Origin of the sequence: Megasphaera sp. DISK 18 (assembly GCF_001682955.1) — a bacterium.
GTDB lineage: Bacteria > Bacillota > Negativicutes > Veillonellales > Megasphaeraceae > Megasphaera > Megasphaera massiliensis.
Genome location: NZ_LUGJ01000033.1, coordinates 1 through 18,451 on the forward strand (window position 1 = coordinate 1; position 18,451 = coordinate 18,451).

The following is an 18,451-nucleotide window of genomic DNA, read 5'->3' on the forward strand; positions in this document are numbered from 1 at the left end:
TGGCGGCCATTGCCTCAGGATACCTGACCGGTCTCAGCGACGCGGAACTGCAGTCCGGACTTTCTGCCTATCGAGGCATGGCCATGCGCCAGGAACTCCTGCACCTCGGGCCTTATATCTTCATCAACGATACGTATAATGCCAATCCGGCTTCGATGGCCGAAGCTATCCGCACCTTGGATCTCCTGACAAAGGGCCGCAAGATCGCCGTCCTCGGCGGCATGGGAGAACTCGGCGACTGGGCCGAAAGAGAACATCGGGCCATCGGCCGCTTGGTTGCCGATATGAAGCTCGACGCCCTCATCACCATGGGGGATCTGGCTGAAGATATCGCCCGTGCGGCACAGGATGCCGGCATGAAAGCCGTCTATAGGACCGATTCTCATGAAGCGGCGGCCCATCAGCTGAAGGCCTTGCTCCGGGACGGTGACACCGTCCTTTTGAAAGGCTCGCGCAGCTTTGCTATGGAAAAAATACTGCCCTATTTTGAAAGGAAGTAATGTGAATGTTTAAAATGCTGATTTTCAGCTTCATCGTCAGCTTGGTCATCGGCCTTGTCCTGGGACCTTTCGTCATCAAAAAACTGAAACAGTTCCACGCCCGCCAGTCTGAACGAGAAGAAGGGCCGGAAAGCCATAAGTATAAAGCCGGTACACCGACCATGGGGGGCATTCTCATCCTGACGGCGCTGACCGTGGCTTGCCTCCTCTTTGATCCGATGGAAATCAGAAAGGCCTTGGCCTTATTCCTGACCCTCGGTCACGGCGTCATCGGTTTTTTGGATGACTCCATCAAGGCCGTTAAACACCGAAATTTGGGCCTTACGGCAAAACAGAAACTGGCCGGCCAGTTCGTCATGGCTGCCGTTTTCTGCTACATCCTCCAAGCCTTCCTTCATTTTCCCACGACCTTGTGGATTCCTTTCACGTCGACGACCGTTGACTTAGGCTTGTTCTACTATCTCTTCGTATTCGTCATGATCGTCGGAACCAGCAATGCTGTCAACCTGACGGACGGACTCGACGGATTGGCAGCCGGTTCATGCTCGATTACGGCCGTTGCCTACGTCGTCATCGCTGTCGCCTTGGGGTATACTCATTTTGCCATTTTCAGTACGGCCCTGACCGGCGCCTGCCTGGGCTTCTTGTTCTATAACCAGCATCCGGCTAAAATGTTCATGGGCGATACCGGGTCTTTGGCTCTCGGCGGTGCCTTAGCGGCTATGGCCATTTTGACCAAGACGGAACTCTTGCTCATCTTGGCCGGCGGCCTCTATGTCCTCGAAGCCTTGTCGGTCATCATCCAGGTTATTTCCTTCAAAACACGGGGCGTCCGGGTCTTCAAAATGAGTCCCATTCACCACCATTTTGAATTATCCGGTTGGAGTGAAGTGAAAGTAGTTACTGTTTTTTGGAGTTTTTCGGCGTTAATGGCTATCTTGGCGATTATCGTCGTCATGGCAGGAAAGTAAACAGCCTTTTCTCCTTGTTAAGACCATATTTTACATAAAGCAGGTGTAGGTAATGAGCATCATGGATTTTTCTGGAAAAAAATTTTTAGTCATCGGCGCGGGCATTAGTGGTCGTGCCGCTTCACTGGCCTTGGCAGATCACGGGGGGACGGTCGTCCTCAACGATATGAAGGCCATCGATGTGAGCGAAAAGCCATGGCCGGACTTGGCGTCTCACGGCGTGAAGCTCGTCTTTGGCAGTCAGGAAACGAGCCTCCTCGACGGCATGGATGTCGTCGTACCGTCGCCGGTCATTTCTCCGGAAATTCCCATTATGAAAGCCGCTGCTGCGAAGGGGCTTCCGATTTGGAGCGAAGTCGAAGTCGCCTGCCGCGTTACCGCTGCTGACATCATCGGCATCACCGGTACTAACGGTAAGACGACGACGACGACCCTGGTGGGGGAAATCATGAAAGCTACAGGCCGTCAGACCGTCGTCGGCGGCAACATCGGCTACGGCCTTTCAGAGCAGGCAAAGGATCTTCCGAAAGACGCCGTCGTCGTGGCCGAACTTTCAAGTTTCCAACTCGAATTTACGCGTACGATGAAGGCCAAGGCGGCGGTTATCCTCAATATCACGCCGGACCATTTGGACCGTCATCACACGATGGAAGCTTACAGTGCTGCCAAGCAGCGAATTTTCCTCAATCAGGACAAGGACGATTATGCCATCCTCAATTACGATGATGACCGCGTCCGGGCCATGGCCGATGCCATGACTGGTACCGTCCTGTACTTCTCGACAAACGGCGAGGTCCCTGAAGGAGCCTTTTATCGGGACGGCGACCTTATTCTGCGCCAAAAAGGACAGGATACCGTCGTCTGTGCTGAATCGGAGCTCCATCTCTTTGGCAAGCATAATATACAGAATTGCCTGGCGGCCATTCTCTTGACCTATGCTGCCGGGGCTTCCCTTGACGTCATTAGACAAGTTTTAAAAACCTTTAAAGGGGTTGAACACCGGCTTGAAAAAGTCCGGACCATCCACGATGTGACTTATTATAATGACTCCAAGGGTACCAATGTCGATGCTTCGATGAAGGCTTTGGATGCCTTTCCCAAGGGCCATCTCATCCTCATCGCCGGCGGCTACGATAAAAAGACGCCCCTTGATGATTTCATGGCCTTAGCGGCCAAACGCGTCGACACGCTGATTCTCATCGGCGATGCCGCCGACCGTTTTGAAGCCGCTGCGAAAAAAGCGGGTATTGCAGATATTCGCCGTACCGGTTATAGTATGGAAGGTGCGATTATGTTAGCCCGCAGTATTGCCAAAGCTCCTCAGGCCGTCCTCCTTTCACCGGCTTGCTCGAGCTTTGATATGTATGATAATTTTGAACAGCGTGGCCGTGTCTTTAAAGGCATTGTCAACGCGATCTGATACTATTTAAAACAGACGACAGGAGGCAGGAACATGCGTCGAGTTATAATTTCCGGAGGCGGCACAGGCGGCCACATCTACCCGGCTATTACCATTGCCCGGGCGATCGCCGATATCGAGCCTACCGAATTTCTCTACGTCGGCTCCAAAATCGGCCTGGAAAATACCTTGATTCCAAAAGAAGGGTTGCCCTTCGTCACCCTCGACGTGCGGGGCCTCGAACGGAAGATTTCCGTCCGCAACCTGGTTACCCTCGGGAAGACGGCAGCCAGTCTGATTAAGGCAGAAGGCATTATCCATAAATTTAAACCGGACGTCGTCATCGGTACCGGCGGTTTCGTCTGCGGCCCGGTCTTACTAGCCGCAAGTCTCAGCGGTGTACCGGCATTGATCCAGGAACAAAACGTCATTCCCGGCGTTACCAATACGATTTTGAGCCGCTTTGTCAATCGCGTCGCTCTCGGTTATGAAGAAGCTGCCGAGCGCTTTCGCAGAAAAAGCATTCTCGTTTATACAGGCAATCCCGTCCGCAAGGATATTTTAACGGTCACTCGCGAAGAGGGCCGGAAAAAACTGGGATTGGATCCCCATAAATTCACCCTCCTCGTCGCCGGAGGAAGCCGCGGTGCCCGCAGCATCAACACGGCGATGATCGAGGTTCATAAACATTTTCGCAACGACGATACGATACAGATCCTCCACGTTACCGGCGATCACGAATATGACCGCGTCGTAAAACAGCTGTCGGGCATCGAATGCCGCGGCCGCTACGGTAAGGGGAGCCGCATCATTCCTTATCTTCACCATATGCCGGAAGCCCTGGCTGCCTGCGACCTGGCCGTATACCGGGCCGGTGCCGTCGGTCTTGCCGAGCTGACCGTTCGCGGCGTACCGTCGATTCTTATTCCCTATCCCTATGCAGCGGAAGATCATCAGCGCTACAATGCACAGGCCCTGGTCATGTGCGGCGCCGCCAAGATGATTCTCGATAAGATGCTGACCGGGCGGGAACTATTGGAAGAAATCATTCATTTAAAAGACGATCCGTCGGCCCTGGCAGCCATGGGCAAAGCCAGCCGTTCGATGGGTAAGCCCCAGGCAGCTCAGGATATTGCTGAACTGGCCTTGTCGATTGCCCGAAACCGTCGTCCGTAACAGGAGAAGAAGGGTGTGGAATAAACCTATGGTTAATCTGAACGATGTGACAAACGTTCATTTTATTGGGATTGCCGGAGCCGGAATGCGGGCAATCGCCAATGTTTTTATTGAAAAAGGATATCACGTATCCGGCTCAGACCTCAAAGCCTCGCCTGTAACGGAGCAGTTTGCCAAGCGCGGAGCCCGTATCTGCATTGGACAAAGCCCTGAAAATTTGCAGGACGCCCAGGTTGTCGTCATTTCGTCGGCCATCCGCGACAACAACGTCGAACTCGTCGAAGCACGGCGTCGGCAGATTCCGGTCATCCACCGTTCCGATGCGCTGGTTCACATCATGAGCTGGGGAAAGGGGATTTCTGTTGCCGGTGCGCACGGCAAGACGACGACGTCGTCCATGCTGGGCCAGGTCTTTGAAGAATGCCGACAGGACCCGACCATCGTCATCGGTGGGGAAGTCGACTATCTGCACAGCAACTCGATCTTAGGGAAGGGGCAGTACGTCATTGCCGAAGCCGATGAAAGCGACGGCACCTTCCTCAAGCAGCATCCGTATATCGCCGTCGTTACCAACATTGATGCCGACCATATGGATCACTACAATTCCCTTGAAAACGTCATCGCAGCCTTTAAGGAATTCATCCAGAAACTCGATCCCGAAAAGGGACTGGCCGTCTTGTGCTTTGAAAACGACAAGATTCGCGCCATGGCTCCTTCCATCGGGCGGCGCTACGTTTCTTACGGCCTCGAACAGCCGGCGGATTACCAGGCAAGAGAGCTTCATTACCTGAAAGGCAAACTCCACTTTAGTGTCTATAAAGGCGGCCAAAAGATGGGCGACATGGTCTTAAACGTACCGGGCCGGCATAACGTCTTAAACGCCTTGGCGACGACAGCCGTGGCCGATGCCTGCGGACTTCCCTTTGCGGAGATAGCCGCTGCCATGAGCCATTTCCACGGGGCTAAGCGCCGGTTCCAGACCAAGGGCTTTGTCGGTGACGTTTGGGTCGTCGATGACTACGCTCATCATCCGACGGAAATCAATGCGACCTTGACGGCGGCTCGCGACATGGGGACCCACCGCGTCGTCTGTCTCTTCCAGCCGCACCGCTATACGCGGACGAAGCTCCTCCTCGAACAATACGGCAGTGCCTTTGCAAAGGCCGATAAACTGATCGTAACCGATGTATACAGTGCCGGTGAAGATCCCATTCCCGGCGTATCGGGCGAACTCATTGCCAAAAAAGTCAAGGAGACGACGGGACAGGACGTCACCTACATTCCTCATAAAGAGGATTTGATTGCCTATTTGAAAGAAAACTCCAAGCCTCTCGATTTAGTCATCACCATGGGCGCCGGAGATATTTATAAAGTCGGCGAACAGTATATCGCCGAAGCGAAAGAAATGGAGAAATAACGCATGGAAGACATGAAAGGTAAAAAGATTGCCGTCGTCGTCGGCGGCCCTTCGACAGAAGCGGAAGTATCGCGCCGCACGGGAGCTGCCATTGCCGAAGCACTGAAGAAAAAAGGTTATGCCATTGAAACGATTGAACTCGTTCCACATACCTTGGCGGCAACCTTGAAGGAAAAGAAAATCGACGTCGTATTCAACGCCCTTCACGGCCGCTACGGCGAAGACGGTGTTCTCCAAGGCCTGTGCGAAATGATGGGCATCCCTTATACCGGTCCGGGAGTCATGGCCAGTGCCGTCGGCATGAATAAGGTCATGAGCAAGGCGGCCTTTAAAGGCGCCGGCATTGCCACGGCTCCTTTTGCCTACTACTTTGCCAATCAGGACCGCAAGGAGATCATCGCCGATATTGAAAAGCAGTTTTCTCTGCCCGTCGTCATCAAGTCGTCCGGCCAGGGATCGAGCATCGGAACGGTCATCGTCACCGCCCGGGAAGAACTGGAACCGGCCCTTAAAGAAGCTTTTAAGTACAGCACATCCATCGTAGCCGAAGCCTTCATCGACGGCGATGAATTTACCGTTGCCGTCATGGACGACCTGGCCTTTCCGGTCATTCAGATCGTATCCAGTACGGGGAAATACGATTTCTATTCAAAATATGAACCGGGCATTGCCAAGCACATCTGCCCGGCTCCCATTTCACCGGCTCTCACAAAAGAGATGCAGGACCTGGCTTTAAAAGTCTTCCGCCTCTGCCACTGCAGCGGTGTGTCCCGTGTCGATATGATGACCGATAAAGAAGGCCATCCCTTTGTCCTTGAAATCAATACCGTACCGGGAATGACGGCGACCAGCCTGGTCCCCGACGCAGCACGGGCCATGGGACTTTCTTTTGAAGATTTGTGCGAAAAGATTTTGCTCGAAGCATCGGTAGGTAAATTCTGATGAAACAGCATCCATATCCGGGAAGGCGGCCGCGAACGGTAGTGCCGAATGATCCTCATGATGTCTTTGTGCCTCCTCATCTGGACAGGGATCCCTTGCGCAGCGATGAGGATATGAGACTGGCTGAAGAAGAGGAACGCCGCCGTCAGCAGATACGGCAGGCCGCCCGACTGAAGAAAAAAAGAAAGCAGCAGAAAAAAGCGCGTGCCCGCCGGCGCCGATGCACGATCATCTTAGGCGTCCTCGGTGTCTTTGCCTTGTGGTTGTTCCTGCGGCTGGCACCGGTTCCCTTTGGCACGATCATCGTCGACGGCAATGAAAACATGTCCTTTGACGATGTTTACCGCGCCGCCGGCGCGTATTCCTACGTCAACGTCGTCCAACTGTCGACAGATGGCATCGAAGAACGGCTGAAAAAAGACCTGCGCATTGCCGATGCCACCGTAACCCGGGAATTTCCGGCGACCATTCACATCGAGATGACCGAACGCAAGCCAGCAGCTATCATTACGACGCTCTATGGTTTTGCTTACGTCGATAAGACGGGACGGGTCATCGATTTGGAACCGCAGATCAAAGGCGTTTCCCTGCCCATCATGACCGGCAAGAAGGTGGACAATCTGCTCCTTGGCGATACGATTGACGATCCGACGCTTCAAGCGGCTATGATATACCTTCAGAGTCTGCCGCCAGACCTGCTTAAAACGATTGCCGAAGTAAACGTCGGTAATCCCGAAAGCATCGTCGCCTATACGACTGATTCCGTTCCCATCCGCCTCGGTAAGGGAGATGACCCGACTGAACGGGCTAAGATGACCGAAACCTTACTTACCGAAGCTCAAAGCAACGGGATCAATGTACAGTATATCGATACCGACCTCAGAGCACCGGCTATTAAGGCAAAATAAACAGGCTGGAGGCCTTGATTTTTAAAAACAGCTAGATAAATTTTCGAAGATAGTGTAAAATAATAAAGAATCCTACTGCACAAGGTGTGCGTATAGAGTCCGAAGGAGGAAAATGCGATATGGCAGAGTTTGCGAATATAAAAGTAATTGGTGTCGGCGGCGGCGGTAACAACGCTGTCAACCGTATGATAGAAAGCGGTTTGCAGGGGGTCCAGTTCATTTCGGTCAACACGGAAGACCAGGTGCTGGAAGTATCCCAAGCCGATGTCAAAATTCAGATCGGCGAAAAATTGACACGCGGCCTCGGCGCCGGTGCCAATCCTCAGGTTGGTGAACAGGCTGCCCTTGAAAGCAAGGAAGAAATCATCAAGGCTCTCCAAGGTGCCGATATGGTATTCGTTACGGCCGGCATGGGCGGCGGTACCGGTACCGGTGCAGCCCCTATCGTAGCTGAATGTGCTAAGGAAATGGGCGCCCTCACGGTCGCTGTCGTTACCAAACCGTTCTTATTTGAAGGCAAGCGCCGCAGAGAAGTTGCCGAAAAGGGTGCCGACTACTTGAAAGAAAAAGTCGATACCATCATTACCATCCCCAATGATAAACTGCTCCAGATCATCGACAAGAAGACGCCCCTTAAAGACGCTTTCCTCGTCGCTGACGACGTACTCCGCCAGGGCGTTCAGGGCATTTCCGACTTGATCACGACGACCGGTCTCATCAACCTCGACTTTGCCGACGTCAAGACGATCATGTCCGACCAGGGCGAAGCCATCATGGGTATCGGCATCGGTTCCGGTGAAAACCGTGCAGTCGAAGCTGTTGACGGTGCTATTCACAGTGCCCTCTTAGAAATGAGCATCGACGGCGCTCAGAGCATCCTGCTCAACGTCACCGGCGGTCCGGACGTCAGCTTGTACGAAATCAACGAAGCTGCTGAAAAAGTGGCTGAAGCCGTTGATCCGGAAGCCAACATCATCTTCGGTTCGGTCATCGATCCGGACATGGAAGATTCGATCCGCATTACGGTCGTCGCTACGGGTTTCGGTAAAGAACCGTCTTCGATTCCTTCTTTCGGACAGGGAACGGGCGGAACGACAAAATCCGGCGATAAAAAAGATAGTGCCGGCGGCGTAGAAATTCCTGCGTGGATGAGATAATCAGCATGAAAAAAAGCGGATCCCGGCGGACCCGCTTTTTTTGAAAATATCGTCGGAAAGAAGGTTGGAAGAAGGATGAGATGCCCATTTTGCCAATGTGCAGATACAAAAGTAACCGATTCACGGGCAACCGATGATGGCAAAGCTATCCGCCGCCGCCGCGAATGCCAGCAGTGCGGCCGCCGGTTTACGACGTATGAGATGGTGGAAGAAGTGCCGCTCATCGTCGTCAAGAAAGACGGACGGCACGAACTGTTTGACCGCAATAAGTTGATCAACGGCCTGCTCCGGGCCTGCAACAAGCGGGAAGTCACGCGCCGGCAGCTGGAAGAGATTGTCACCAAGGTTGAACGCAATATCCGCAACACACTGGCTCAGGAAGTGTCCAGTGAAAAAATAGGGGAAATGGTTTTGCGCGAACTTCGCTCTGTCGATGCCGTTGCCTATATCCGCTTTGCTTCCGTATACCGCGAGTTTGCCGACTTAGAAAGTTTTATGGCTGAATTAAAGTATCTCATGGGTACGAAAGAACAAAAATAAGAGATTGAATCGAGGAACGCTATGACAGAAAATTACATCGACCACTTTTTTTATCATGTCTTGCCGAACCTGAAAATTGCCGTTATCGGAGATATTATGGTCGACCGCTATGTTTTTGGCAAGGTCGAACGCATTTCACCGGAAGCACCGGTGCCGGTCAATAAAGTCGATCACATGACGTCCGTCTTAGGCGGGGCGGCCAATGTCGCATCCAACTTGGCTAACTTGGACTGCCAGGTCTTATTGGGCGGTCTCATCGGCGACGATGAAAATGCGGATTTGCTCCACGGATTATTGACCGAGTCCCACATCGACGGCTCAGGCCTTGTCGTGCGAAAAGGCCATGCGACGACGACCAAGATGCGCATTCTCGGCTCTCGGCAGCAGATGGTTCGTCTCGATTTCGAAGAAGTGACGCCTTTAGCTGAACCGGAAGAGGAAACACTTCTCGCCTGGCTGAAACAGCAGCTGGCATCAGGCCTTGATGGGATTATTCTGTCGGACTACCAAAAAGGCGTTCTTACCGATTCCTTGTCTAAAAGCGTCATCGAAGCCGCTAATGAAGCTCATATCCCGGTCTTGGTCGATCCCAAGGGCAGCGATTGGAGCAAGTATAACGGTGCCGATTTCGTGACACCGAATATGAAAGAATTAGGTGACTGCTTGGGGACCCCTGTTGCCAATGAAGGCCAGGCCGTCGTCAAAGCAGCCCATGAGCTGTATAAACAGTATTCCTTTGCCCACCTCATGGTGACCCGGTCTGAAAAGGGAATCACCGTTGTCGGAAAAGACGGCAAGGTCTGGAACAATCCGGCCACTGCCCAGGAAGTCTTTGATGTATCCGGCGCCGGAGATACCGTAGCCGCTGCCTTTTTAGCAGCCGTTGCCGGTAAGTTGTCCATTCGCACCAGCCTGCAAATCGCCAACGCCGCAGCCGGTATCGTCGTCACCAAGGTAGGGACCTATCCCATTCATCGCCATGAGCTCCTGAAATTATGGGAAGATTGGCATCCCGTCCGGTGGCAGCCCTATCAGTCCCTGACTTGGGATGAGATGGCCAAGAAAATCCGGGATTGGCAGCAGAAAGGGGAAACCGTCGTCTTTACGAACGGCTGCTTCGACATTCTCCATCGCGGCCACGTCCTCTACCTGCAGCAGGCAGCCATGCTGGGACAACACCTCGTCGTCGGCCTCAATTCTGATGACTCCGTACGGCGCCTCAAAGGGGAAACGCGTCCTCTCGTAGCTCAGGAAGACCGGGCCGTCCTGCTCGGCGCCTTGGGATGTATTGATGACGTCGTCATCTTTGACGAAGACACGCCGAAGGAACTCTTAGAGGTCCTCCGTCCCGATATCCTGGTCAAAGGCGGCGATTATAAGGCCGATGAAGTCATTGGCCGCGAGTCCGTCAAGCGCGTAGAAATCATTTCTTTTGAAGAGGGGTATTCGACGACGGGACTCGTTCAGAAAATAGCTGATTTGGTAAAGAAGGGGAAATTATGAAAATAGTAACAGGCGGTGCCGGTTTTATCGGCAGCAATATCGTAAAGCAACTGAATAATCGGGGTATCGACGACATCATCGTCGTCGACGACTTGACCGACGGCCGCAAGTGCCGCAACCTCCAGGGCCTCGATTTCTTTGATTATATGGATTACGCCGACTTCGATGAACAGATGGCTGACGATACTTTTGACTGCGGCTACATCGACGTCGTCTTCCACGAAGGGGCCTGCTCGGATACGATGAATTACGACGGCCGCTACATGATGAAGAACAACTACGAGGGCAGCAAGAATCTTTTGCGCTACTGCATGAGCCGCAAGATTCCCTTCCTCTATGCGTCGTCGGCGTCGACCTACGGCAGCGGCCGAAACGGCTTCCGCGAAGATCCGTCGTGTGAAGAAGCTCTTAATCCCTATGCCTATTCCAAGCTCCAGTTCGACCGTTTTGTCCGCCGCGTTCAGCCTATCGCCAAGAGCCAGATCGTCGGTTTCCGTTATTTCAACGTCTTCGGACCGCAGGAAAACCACAAGGACAAGATGGCATCCCTGGTATTCCAGAAATACCATGAACTCCAAGAAACAGGGAAAATCACCCTCTTTAAGGGGACGGCAGGCTATGAAGACGGCGGTCAGATTCGCGACTTCATCTACGTAAACGATGTCGTCAACGTCATCTTCTATTTCTGGGAACATCCGGAACTGTCGGGCATCTATAACTGCGGTACCGGTATCGGCCATACCTTCAATGAATTTGTCCAAGGCGTCATCGATTATTGCGGCAAGGGCCATATCGAATACGTTCCCTTCCCGGATATTCTCAAGGGCAAATATCAGAGCTACACCCAGGCCGATACGGAAAATCTCATGAAAGCCGGCTATGACAAGGGCTTTACCATCCTGTCGGAAGCCGTTAAGGAATACTGCAGCATCCTCGACAAGAACGGCGGCTATTTCGCATGAGAAAGGCTGTCTTTTTCGACCGCGACGGCGTCTTGAACGTCGATAAGTCGTACCTCGGATTCATCAAGGATTTTGAATGGATGGACGGCGCCAAAGAAGCCCTGGCCTACTTGACGGCCGAAGGCTATGCCATCATCGTCGTCACCAATCAGAGCGGTGTCGCCCGCGGTTATTACACCGAAGACGATGTAAAGACCCTCCACGATTGGATGTGTCGCGAAGCCGCCGCTGCCGGCGGGACGATTACCGCCGTCTATTACTGCCCCTACCTCGAAGGGGCGCCGATAAAAGCCTATGATAAAAAGAGCGATTGGCGCAAACCGGAACCGGGCATGGTCCTGGCAGCTGCCCGCGACTACGATATCGACCTGTCCCGATCCTTTATGATTGGCGACATGCCCCGTGACGTCGAATGCGGCCGCCGAGCCGGCATGGACGGCTACTTATTCACCGGCGGCAGGCTCGATGCCTTTGTAAAGGCTATTGTCACAGAAAGGAAGGAACGTGAAAGCGTATAAAAACATATTGGTCATCAAGATGAGTTCCCTTGGTGACGTTCTTCATTCGCTGCCGACCCTCCATGCCCTGCGACAAAATTGTCCCGACGCCCGCATCGTCTGGGCCGTTCATCGGCAGTTTGCCTCGGTGCTGCCGGGAAAGCCCTACATTGACGACGTCATCTATGTCGATAAAAAACGGCTGAAATCCTTGTCATACTGGATGGAACTGCGCAAGACACTCCATCCCTATCATTTCGATCTCTGCCTCGATCTGCAGGGCTTGGCCAAAAGCGCCATCGTTGCCTTCCTCAGCGGAGCCAAAGAGAAATACGGCTATTGGGAAATGCGTGAAGGAAGCTTTTTAGTCAGCAAAGGCCTGGTCGGGGCTCATAAATACGACCACGTCATCGAGCGCTACCTCGATACGATTCGGGCCTTAGGCGGCCGTGTTGACGACTTGGTTTTTCCCCTGCCGGATATTACGGCAGAGAAGGAGGCCTGGCGTCATCGCCTTTTGCAAGACGGCCTCAAAGGGCCTTATATCGCCGTCGTTCCCGGTGCTCGCTGGAATGTTAAAGAATGGCCTCTTGACCATTGGAGCCGCTTTTTAAAGCGCCTGACCGATAAGGGCCTGTCAGCTGTCGTTTTAGGCGGCAGTGACGATCGGGAGAAAGGCCGCCGGCTTAAAGAACAGGATGCGTCGGGGCTGGTTTTTGATTATACCGGCAAGACCAATCTTCGCCAACTCATGGCGGCCATCGATGAAAGTCTGGTTTATCTCAGTGCCGACACGGGGCCCCTTCACATCGCCAATGCCCTCAAAAAGGAGCTCATCGCCCTTTTTGGCACTACGTCTCCTGAACGGACCGGACCTTATGGAGGACAGGACAGCGCTTATATCCATCTCGTCATTTCGCCGACGTCGAAAGCCACGCCGGAAGAACCTCTCGTCGACGATCCGGACTGCATGGCCCGGATTACCGTCGATGCGGTGTGGAACCTTTTTGAAGAGGTACTGAAGAAGGTGGAACCATGATTAATTTACGCAAGAAAAAAATAATTGTCACCTTTCTCATGCATCTTGGCGATCTCATTCTCATCACGCCCTTTCTGCAGGTCCTGCGCCGTCATGCCCAGGGGTCTGATATCACCCTCGTCGTCGACGAAAAAGTTGCCGACGTCGTCCGCTATAACCCCGATATCGATCATGTCATCACCGTCGATAAGAAGGGGAAGGACAACTCGGTCAGCGCTTTGTGGCATATCGGCCGCCGCCTGCATCAACAGCACTATGATATTTTGATCAACCTGCATCCCAATGAACGGACGTCCTTTTTGGCGGCCGCCATTCAAGCTAAGAAATTCGTCGGCATGAGTCATTTTCTGGCCCGTCCGCTGATGAACCGCTATACGCGGCTGGACCGCATCCATCTCCACGCCGCCGATATGTACATCAACGTCCTGGCCCAGCTCGGCATTGACGACTATCGAAGCGACGGGCTGCAGTTCCCGACTTCAAAGGCCTGGGATGACAAGGCCGCCGCCTTTTATGAATCCCACGGCGTCTCGCCGGCAGACAGCCTGATCGGCTTCAACATCGGCAGTGCCGTTCCTCAGAAGCGGTGGCCGGCCAAACGATTTGCTGCCGTCGCCGATTACCTTGGCCGCCGGGGTTTCAAGTGCGTCTTCTTCGGAGGCGACATGGATCTCGATATGGTGAAGGAAGCGACGGGGGAGATGGCTTCGAAACCTATCGTCGCTACCGGTCAGTTTACCATCGGTGAATTGGCCTCGGCCATCCGCCGCTGCTCCCTGTTCATCACTAATGACAGCGGCCCCATGCACATCGCCGTCAGCCAACGGGTGCCCTTGGTCGCCCTCTACGGGCCGAGCAATCCCAAGCTCTACGGTCCCTATACGGACCGGGCCATCGTACTCGAATCGACGGACCATTATGAAGTCGGCAAGAGCATGAAGAAAATTATCCGCGAAGGTAACTATAAAGGTATTTCGGTGATTCCCATGAGCCAGGTCATCGCCGCAGGCGAAGAACTCCTGAGCCGCTATTATGGAAGATCATAAATGTACTTTAAAGGAATTCTATTTGGAGGTGTCATGTCATGAAAAAATTTATTTTAACGGCGACATTGGCAGCATTTGCCATTACGTCAGCAGCGTGGGCAGCCCCTATCAAAAACGAGCAGCCCGGTGATTTGAAAGCCAACATCAACTATGGATTTGACCAAAAAGAAGGCCACGGCGATGCCGACAGCCGCTTTACCGGTGGCGACGTCACCTACGTCCTGAACGATCGTTGGAATATCCAGTACATCAACAACTATACGAAAGGCGACGATTCCGACAAGATCAACGAAAATTATCTCGTCGGCAATTACCGCCTGACGGAATACCTTTCGGCCTATGCCGGTGCTTCTTACGTTAAGACCGATACGTACAACACGAAAAAATCCTACGGCTACCAGGTCGGTGTACGCGGCCAGGTTCCTATTTCTGAACGTTGGCAGGGCTTTGCTTCCATCGGTGTCGGCGATGACGTCAATACCTATGAAATCGGCGTCGGCTACGACATTACGCCGGAATGGGACGCTCACCTCAAATATCGCCGCAGCAGCGTCGATGTCGACAACTATGATGACGACGTCCGCGGCTGGCAGGTCGGTATGGGCTATAAGTTCTAACGTTGACAATTTGTCAGCCTGTCCCGTATAATGTATCAATGACATGTGCTGTGGTTGAAAGTCGATGTCAGTCGCAGACGAAGCGATCCACGTAAGGTGCCCAAAGCGGTACTGATCATAGTGCGGCCTAGAAGTAAGACCTGCCGCGTCATAAAACGCGAGAGGACTATTAGTGGGGGACAACAGTCTATGAGCAAGGGTCCCGGCAGGCGAGTGTGGGGGTAAAGACCAGGTCAGGCATGTCACAGTGATAAGGTCTCGCATAAAGGCTCGTGCCGCTATGCGGGACCTTATTTTTTCCCGTTCTTAAAGTTCAGTTTAAGGGGCATAAATAGTCGTTTTTTGTTTGACGGATGATTATTCGTATAGTAAAATATAAGGGATTTATGTATTAGCCTAAGGAGTGGAGTCATAATGGATCGCGAATGGTTAGAGCATGAGATTCAAAGAAATCCTTTTGATACCTTTATGCAGTTCCATGTAGCCAAGGCTGAACAGGAGTGTACTGTTCTCACCTTTGAGAATAAGGGCTCAAAATGGGATAATCCCAACGGTACGATGTACGGCGGTGTGTTGTACTCCATGGCCGACTCGGCGATGGAAGCTGCCTGTGCTGTCCACGGCAAGGCGGTCCTGACCTTGGATCTGGGCATGAACTATCTTCGCCCGGCCTTTGCCGATACAGTCATCCGTGCCGAAGCAAAGATCATTCACAACGGCCGCACGACGATGGTCGCTCTTTGTGATTTTTACGATGATGACAATCGCTACTTAGCGCATGGGAAGGGAACCTTCTTCGTGACCGGCCCGTACGGCGGCGAAGAACAAGGAGGTACGGACCATGGATGAGCCAAGAACTGGTGTCGGCCTGTCCGACTCTGCCAGAATGCATGCCATCATCGAAGGCATTTATGCCAAAACGCCGTATTTCAAGAGCATGCCCTGCACCATTGAAACGGTAGCTGTCGGCCGCGTCCGCGTCGGCTTTGACGTTAGCCGCCACATTTGTAATTATCGTAATATTGCCTCAGGCGGTGTCCTGGCAGCCTTTTGTGATACCCTTATGGGGATGGCCTGCCGGACGATGGGTTTTCAGGTTACGACCTTGGAAATCAATATGAACTACATTCGCAGTGTCAACAGCGGCGAGCACATTACCGGAATCGGACAGGTTCTCCATCACGGCCGAAATACGATTGTCGTCGAATGTGAATGCCGCGATGCCGACGGTAGTCTCATTGTAAAAGGGCGGTCGTCTTTTTACATTTTAAAAAAAATCGATTAATATGATATTCACGTATTACAGGGAAGGTTGGTTAGTACAAGATGGATTTTGCTTATAACGACGAACAGAAAGATATCATCAAAGTCGTCCGCGACTTGGTGCAAAAAGAAATCGTCCCCTACGCTGCAGAAATGGATGAAACGGGAAAGCTCCATGAAGGGCTTTTGGAAAAATTGGCAGCACAGGGACTATTGGGCGTCGCTATTCCGGAAGAATTTGGTGGAGCCGGACTGGATGCCATTACCATTGCTGGTGTTTATGAAGAATTAGCTAAAGGCTGCGGCGGCGTTGCTACGACGGTAGCTGCCAATGCACTGGCTTCGTATCCGGTCATCTTGGCCGGCAACGACGATCAGAAGAAACGCTATTTTGACGTCATCAATGAAGACAACCTGGCTGCTTTTGCCCTGACGGAACCGGGAACCGGCTCCGATGCAGGCTCCGTATCGACACGGGCTACCAAGACGGAAGACGGCAAAGGCTATCTCTTGAATGGTACTAAGTGCTTCATTACCAACGGCGGTTTGGCTGAAATCTTTGTCGTTTTTGCCAATACCCGCAAAACCGGCGGTATTCGCGGCCTTACGCCGTTCATCGTCCGCAAGGGCACGCCGGGCTTTACGATCGGTAAAGAAGAAAATAAGATGGGCATCCGTGCGTCCAACACGACGGAACTCATTTTTGACAACTGCTTCGTTCCTGTCGAAGACCGTCTCGGCCGCGAAGGCAGCGGTTTCCGCATCGCCATGGCAACCCTCGATGCCGCTCGGCCCTTCGTCGGAGCCGTTTCCGTCGGTATTGCTGAAGCGGCATTCCGTGCTTGCTGTGAATACGCCAAGGTTCGCGTACAGTTCGGCAAACCGATTGCTTCTTTCCAGATGGTCCAGGCTATGATCGCCGATATGGCCATGAAGGTCGAAGGGGCTCGCCTCCTCGTCCACCGTGCTTGCTGGATGAAGGATCAGGGCATGGACTTCAGCCGTGAAGCTGCCATTGCCAAATGCAACGCTTCCGATGTCGCCATGCAGGTTACGACCGACGCCGTTCAGGTTATGGGCGGGTACGGTTACATCAAGGAATACCCCGTTGAAAAATACATGCGCGATGCCAAGATCATGCAGATCTATGAAGGCACCAACCAGATTCAACGCTTAGTTATTGCCAATAAGACACTTTACTGATACAATGTATCGTGAATTGAATAGCGATTTATTATGACGATGATAAAGAGGGCATGAAGGCACTTCCGTTTACAGGAAATCCGGGCCGTGATTGAGAACCCGGTAACGGAAGCTTCATGCGTTCACTTTAGAGTCTCCTGCTGAACGGAGTAGGCAGGACGGGTATTCCCGTTACAGGATATGAGAGAATCAAGTAGGGTGGTACCGCGGATAAGACTTTCGCCCCTTAGGGGGCGGGAGTCTATTTTTTATGTACCTTGCCAGTAGGAGGAAAACCATGATCAATGACAAGATTGAGGCTATTAAAACGGCCGTAATGGAAGAACTCGCCAAGAGCGAACATTTGCAGGATATCCAAGATATCCGCGTCAAGTTCCTGGGGAAAAAAGGGGAACTGACGGCGATTATGAAGGAAATGAAAAACTTTTCCAAGGAAGATCGGCCAAAAGTCGGCCAGTTAGTCAATACGGCACGAAATGCCATTGAAGAACAGTTAAAGGCTAAACTAGAAGAAGTCAAAGCCAAGGAATTGGCCGCGAAAATCGAATCGGAAAAGATCGACATCACCCTGCCGGGACGTAAACCGGTGACGGGCCACGAACATCCCCTTCATCAGACCCTGCGCCTCATGGAAGACTCCTTCCTGCGCATGGGCTTTTCCATCGTCGAAGGGACCGATATCGAATCGGACTACTATAACTTCCAGTGCCTCAACCTGCCCGAAGATCACCCGGCACGGGATATGCAGGACTCGATGTATATCACCGACAACATCCTCCTCAGAACCCATACGTCAGGGATGCAGGCCCGGACCCTTCAGTCCCATAAACCCAATGAACCCTTTAAAATCATCGCTCCCGGCAAGGTATACCGCTGCGACTACGATGCGACTCATTCGCCGGTCTTCCATCAGATGGAAGGCATGATCATCGATAAGAACATCCGTTTCTCCGACCTCAAGGGCATGCTCGAAGACTTCCTTCGCGACATCTTCGGCGAAGACACGAAAGTCCGCTTCCGTGCCAGCTACTTCCCCTTTACAGAACCGAGTGCTGAAGTCGATATTTCCTGCGTCATGTGCGGTGGTGAAGGCTGCCGTGTCTGCTCCCATACGGGCTGGCTGGAAATCCTCGGCTGCGGCATGGTAAACCCCAATGTCCTGCGGCTGAACGGCTACGATCCGGCCGTCGTCACGGGTTTTGCCTTCGGCATGGGCGTCGAACGTATTGCCATGCTGAAATACGGCATCGACGACCTGCGTCTGTTCTATGAAAACGATATGCGGTTCTTGAACCAGTTCTAGTTTCGGGA

General features: G+C 52.8%; 19 protein-coding genes. All 19 read left to right on the plus strand.

Annotated features, from left to right (window positions below):
* Positions 1–500, plus strand: a 500-nt coding sequence (locus A0U42_RS07165; protein WP_304364141.1) for a glutamate ligase domain-containing protein, incomplete at its 5' end; no start/stop codon positions are given.
* A gap of 5 nt (positions 501–505) precedes the next feature.
* Positions 506–1,471, plus strand: a complete 966-nt coding sequence (gene mraY, locus A0U42_RS07170; RefSeq protein WP_044504223.1) for a phospho-N-acetylmuramoyl-pentapeptide-transferase — start codon at positions 506–508, stop codon at positions 1,469–1,471.
* 52 nt (positions 1,472–1,523) lie between these two features.
* Positions 1,524–2,891 carry a UDP-N-acetylmuramoyl-L-alanine--D-glutamate ligase gene (murD, locus tag A0U42_RS07175; RefSeq protein ID WP_083122435.1) on the plus strand — a complete coding sequence of 456 codons (1,368 nt, stop codon included), beginning with the start codon at positions 1,524–1,526 and terminating at the stop codon, positions 2,889–2,891.
* Positions 2,892–2,924: 33 nt separating this feature from the next.
* Positions 2,925–4,046: an undecaprenyldiphospho-muramoylpentapeptide beta-N-acetylglucosaminyltransferase gene (gene murG, locus A0U42_RS07180; protein WP_044504222.1), complete on the plus strand. Its 1,122-nt coding sequence runs from the start codon at positions 2,925–2,927 to the stop codon at positions 4,044–4,046.
* Positions 4,047–4,074: 28 nt separating this feature from the next.
* On the plus strand, positions 4,075–5,463 hold the full coding sequence (murC, locus tag A0U42_RS07185; RefSeq protein ID WP_044504874.1) for a UDP-N-acetylmuramate--L-alanine ligase: 1,389 nt from the start codon (positions 4,075–4,077) through the stop codon (positions 5,461–5,463).
* A 3-nt stretch (positions 5,464–5,466) separates the two neighbouring features.
* Positions 5,467–6,405 carry a D-alanine--D-alanine ligase gene (locus A0U42_RS07190; RefSeq protein ID WP_083122439.1) on the plus strand — a complete coding sequence of 313 codons (939 nt, stop codon included), beginning with the start codon at positions 5,467–5,469 and terminating at the stop codon, positions 6,403–6,405.
* Entirely contained in the window at positions 6,405–7,313 is a 909-nt protein-coding gene (locus A0U42_RS07195) for a cell division protein FtsQ/DivIB (protein WP_255304128.1), read from the plus strand. Before A0U42_RS07190 ends, A0U42_RS07195 begins: the two co-directional genes overlap by 1 nt.
* A gap of 119 nt (positions 7,314–7,432) precedes the next feature.
* Entirely contained in the window at positions 7,433–8,470 is a 1,038-nt protein-coding gene (gene ftsZ, locus A0U42_RS07200; RefSeq protein WP_044504219.1) for a cell division protein FtsZ, read from the plus strand.
* A 75-nt stretch (positions 8,471–8,545) separates the two neighbouring features.
* Positions 8,546–9,010 carry a transcriptional regulator NrdR gene (gene nrdR, locus A0U42_RS07205; RefSeq protein ID WP_044504218.1) on the plus strand — a complete coding sequence of 155 codons (465 nt, stop codon included), beginning with the start codon at positions 8,546–8,548 and terminating at the stop codon, positions 9,008–9,010.
* Between the two features lie 21 nt (positions 9,011–9,031).
* Positions 9,032–10,513 carry a D-glycero-beta-D-manno-heptose-7-phosphate kinase gene (rfaE1, locus tag A0U42_RS07210; protein ID WP_065360443.1) on the plus strand — a complete coding sequence of 494 codons (1,482 nt, stop codon included), beginning with the start codon at positions 9,032–9,034 and terminating at the stop codon, positions 10,511–10,513.
* Positions 10,510–11,475 (plus strand): ADP-glyceromanno-heptose 6-epimerase, encoded by a 966-nt coding sequence (gene rfaD / locus A0U42_RS07215; protein WP_065360444.1) that lies wholly within the window; start codon positions 10,510–10,512, stop codon positions 11,473–11,475. Before rfaE1 ends, rfaD begins: the two co-directional genes overlap by 4 nt.
* Entirely contained in the window at positions 11,472–11,993 is a 522-nt protein-coding gene (locus A0U42_RS07220; protein WP_065360445.1) for an HAD-IIIA family hydrolase, read from the plus strand. Before rfaD ends, A0U42_RS07220 begins: the two co-directional genes overlap by 4 nt.
* Entirely contained in the window at positions 11,980–13,011 is a 1,032-nt protein-coding gene (locus A0U42_RS07225) for a glycosyltransferase family 9 protein (protein WP_065360446.1), read from the plus strand. The genes A0U42_RS07220 and A0U42_RS07225 overlap by 14 nt, the downstream gene beginning before the upstream one ends.
* Entirely contained in the window at positions 13,008–14,057 is a 1,050-nt protein-coding gene (locus tag A0U42_RS07230; protein ID WP_065360447.1) for a glycosyltransferase family 9 protein, read from the plus strand. The genes A0U42_RS07225 and A0U42_RS07230 overlap by 4 nt, the downstream gene beginning before the upstream one ends.
* Before the next feature lie 38 nt (positions 14,058–14,095).
* A complete protein-coding gene (locus A0U42_RS07235) occupies positions 14,096–14,674 on the plus strand; it encodes an outer membrane beta-barrel protein (protein ID WP_044504208.1) in 579 nt (192 codons plus the stop codon).
* A 414-nt stretch (positions 14,675–15,088) separates the two neighbouring features.
* Positions 15,089–15,523, plus strand: coding sequence for a PaaI family thioesterase (locus tag A0U42_RS07240; RefSeq protein WP_065360448.1), 435 nt, complete (start codon positions 15,089–15,091; stop codon positions 15,521–15,523).
* The gene (locus tag A0U42_RS07245; protein WP_065360449.1) at positions 15,516–15,959 is read left to right on the plus strand and encodes a PaaI family thioesterase; all 444 of its coding nucleotides are present in this window, start codon (positions 15,516–15,518) and stop codon (positions 15,957–15,959) included. The genes A0U42_RS07240 and A0U42_RS07245 overlap by 8 nt, the downstream gene beginning before the upstream one ends.
* 41 nt (positions 15,960–16,000) lie before the next feature.
* Positions 16,001–17,140, plus strand: a complete 1,140-nt coding sequence (locus tag A0U42_RS07250) for an acyl-CoA dehydrogenase family protein (RefSeq protein ID WP_044504204.1) — start codon at positions 16,001–16,003, stop codon at positions 17,138–17,140.
* Between the two features lie 277 nt (positions 17,141–17,417).
* Positions 17,418–18,443: a phenylalanine--tRNA ligase subunit alpha gene (gene pheS / locus A0U42_RS07255; protein ID WP_065360450.1), complete on the plus strand. Its 1,026-nt coding sequence runs from the start codon at positions 17,418–17,420 to the stop codon at positions 18,441–18,443.
* The last annotated feature ends 8 nt before the right edge of the window (positions 18,444–18,451 follow it).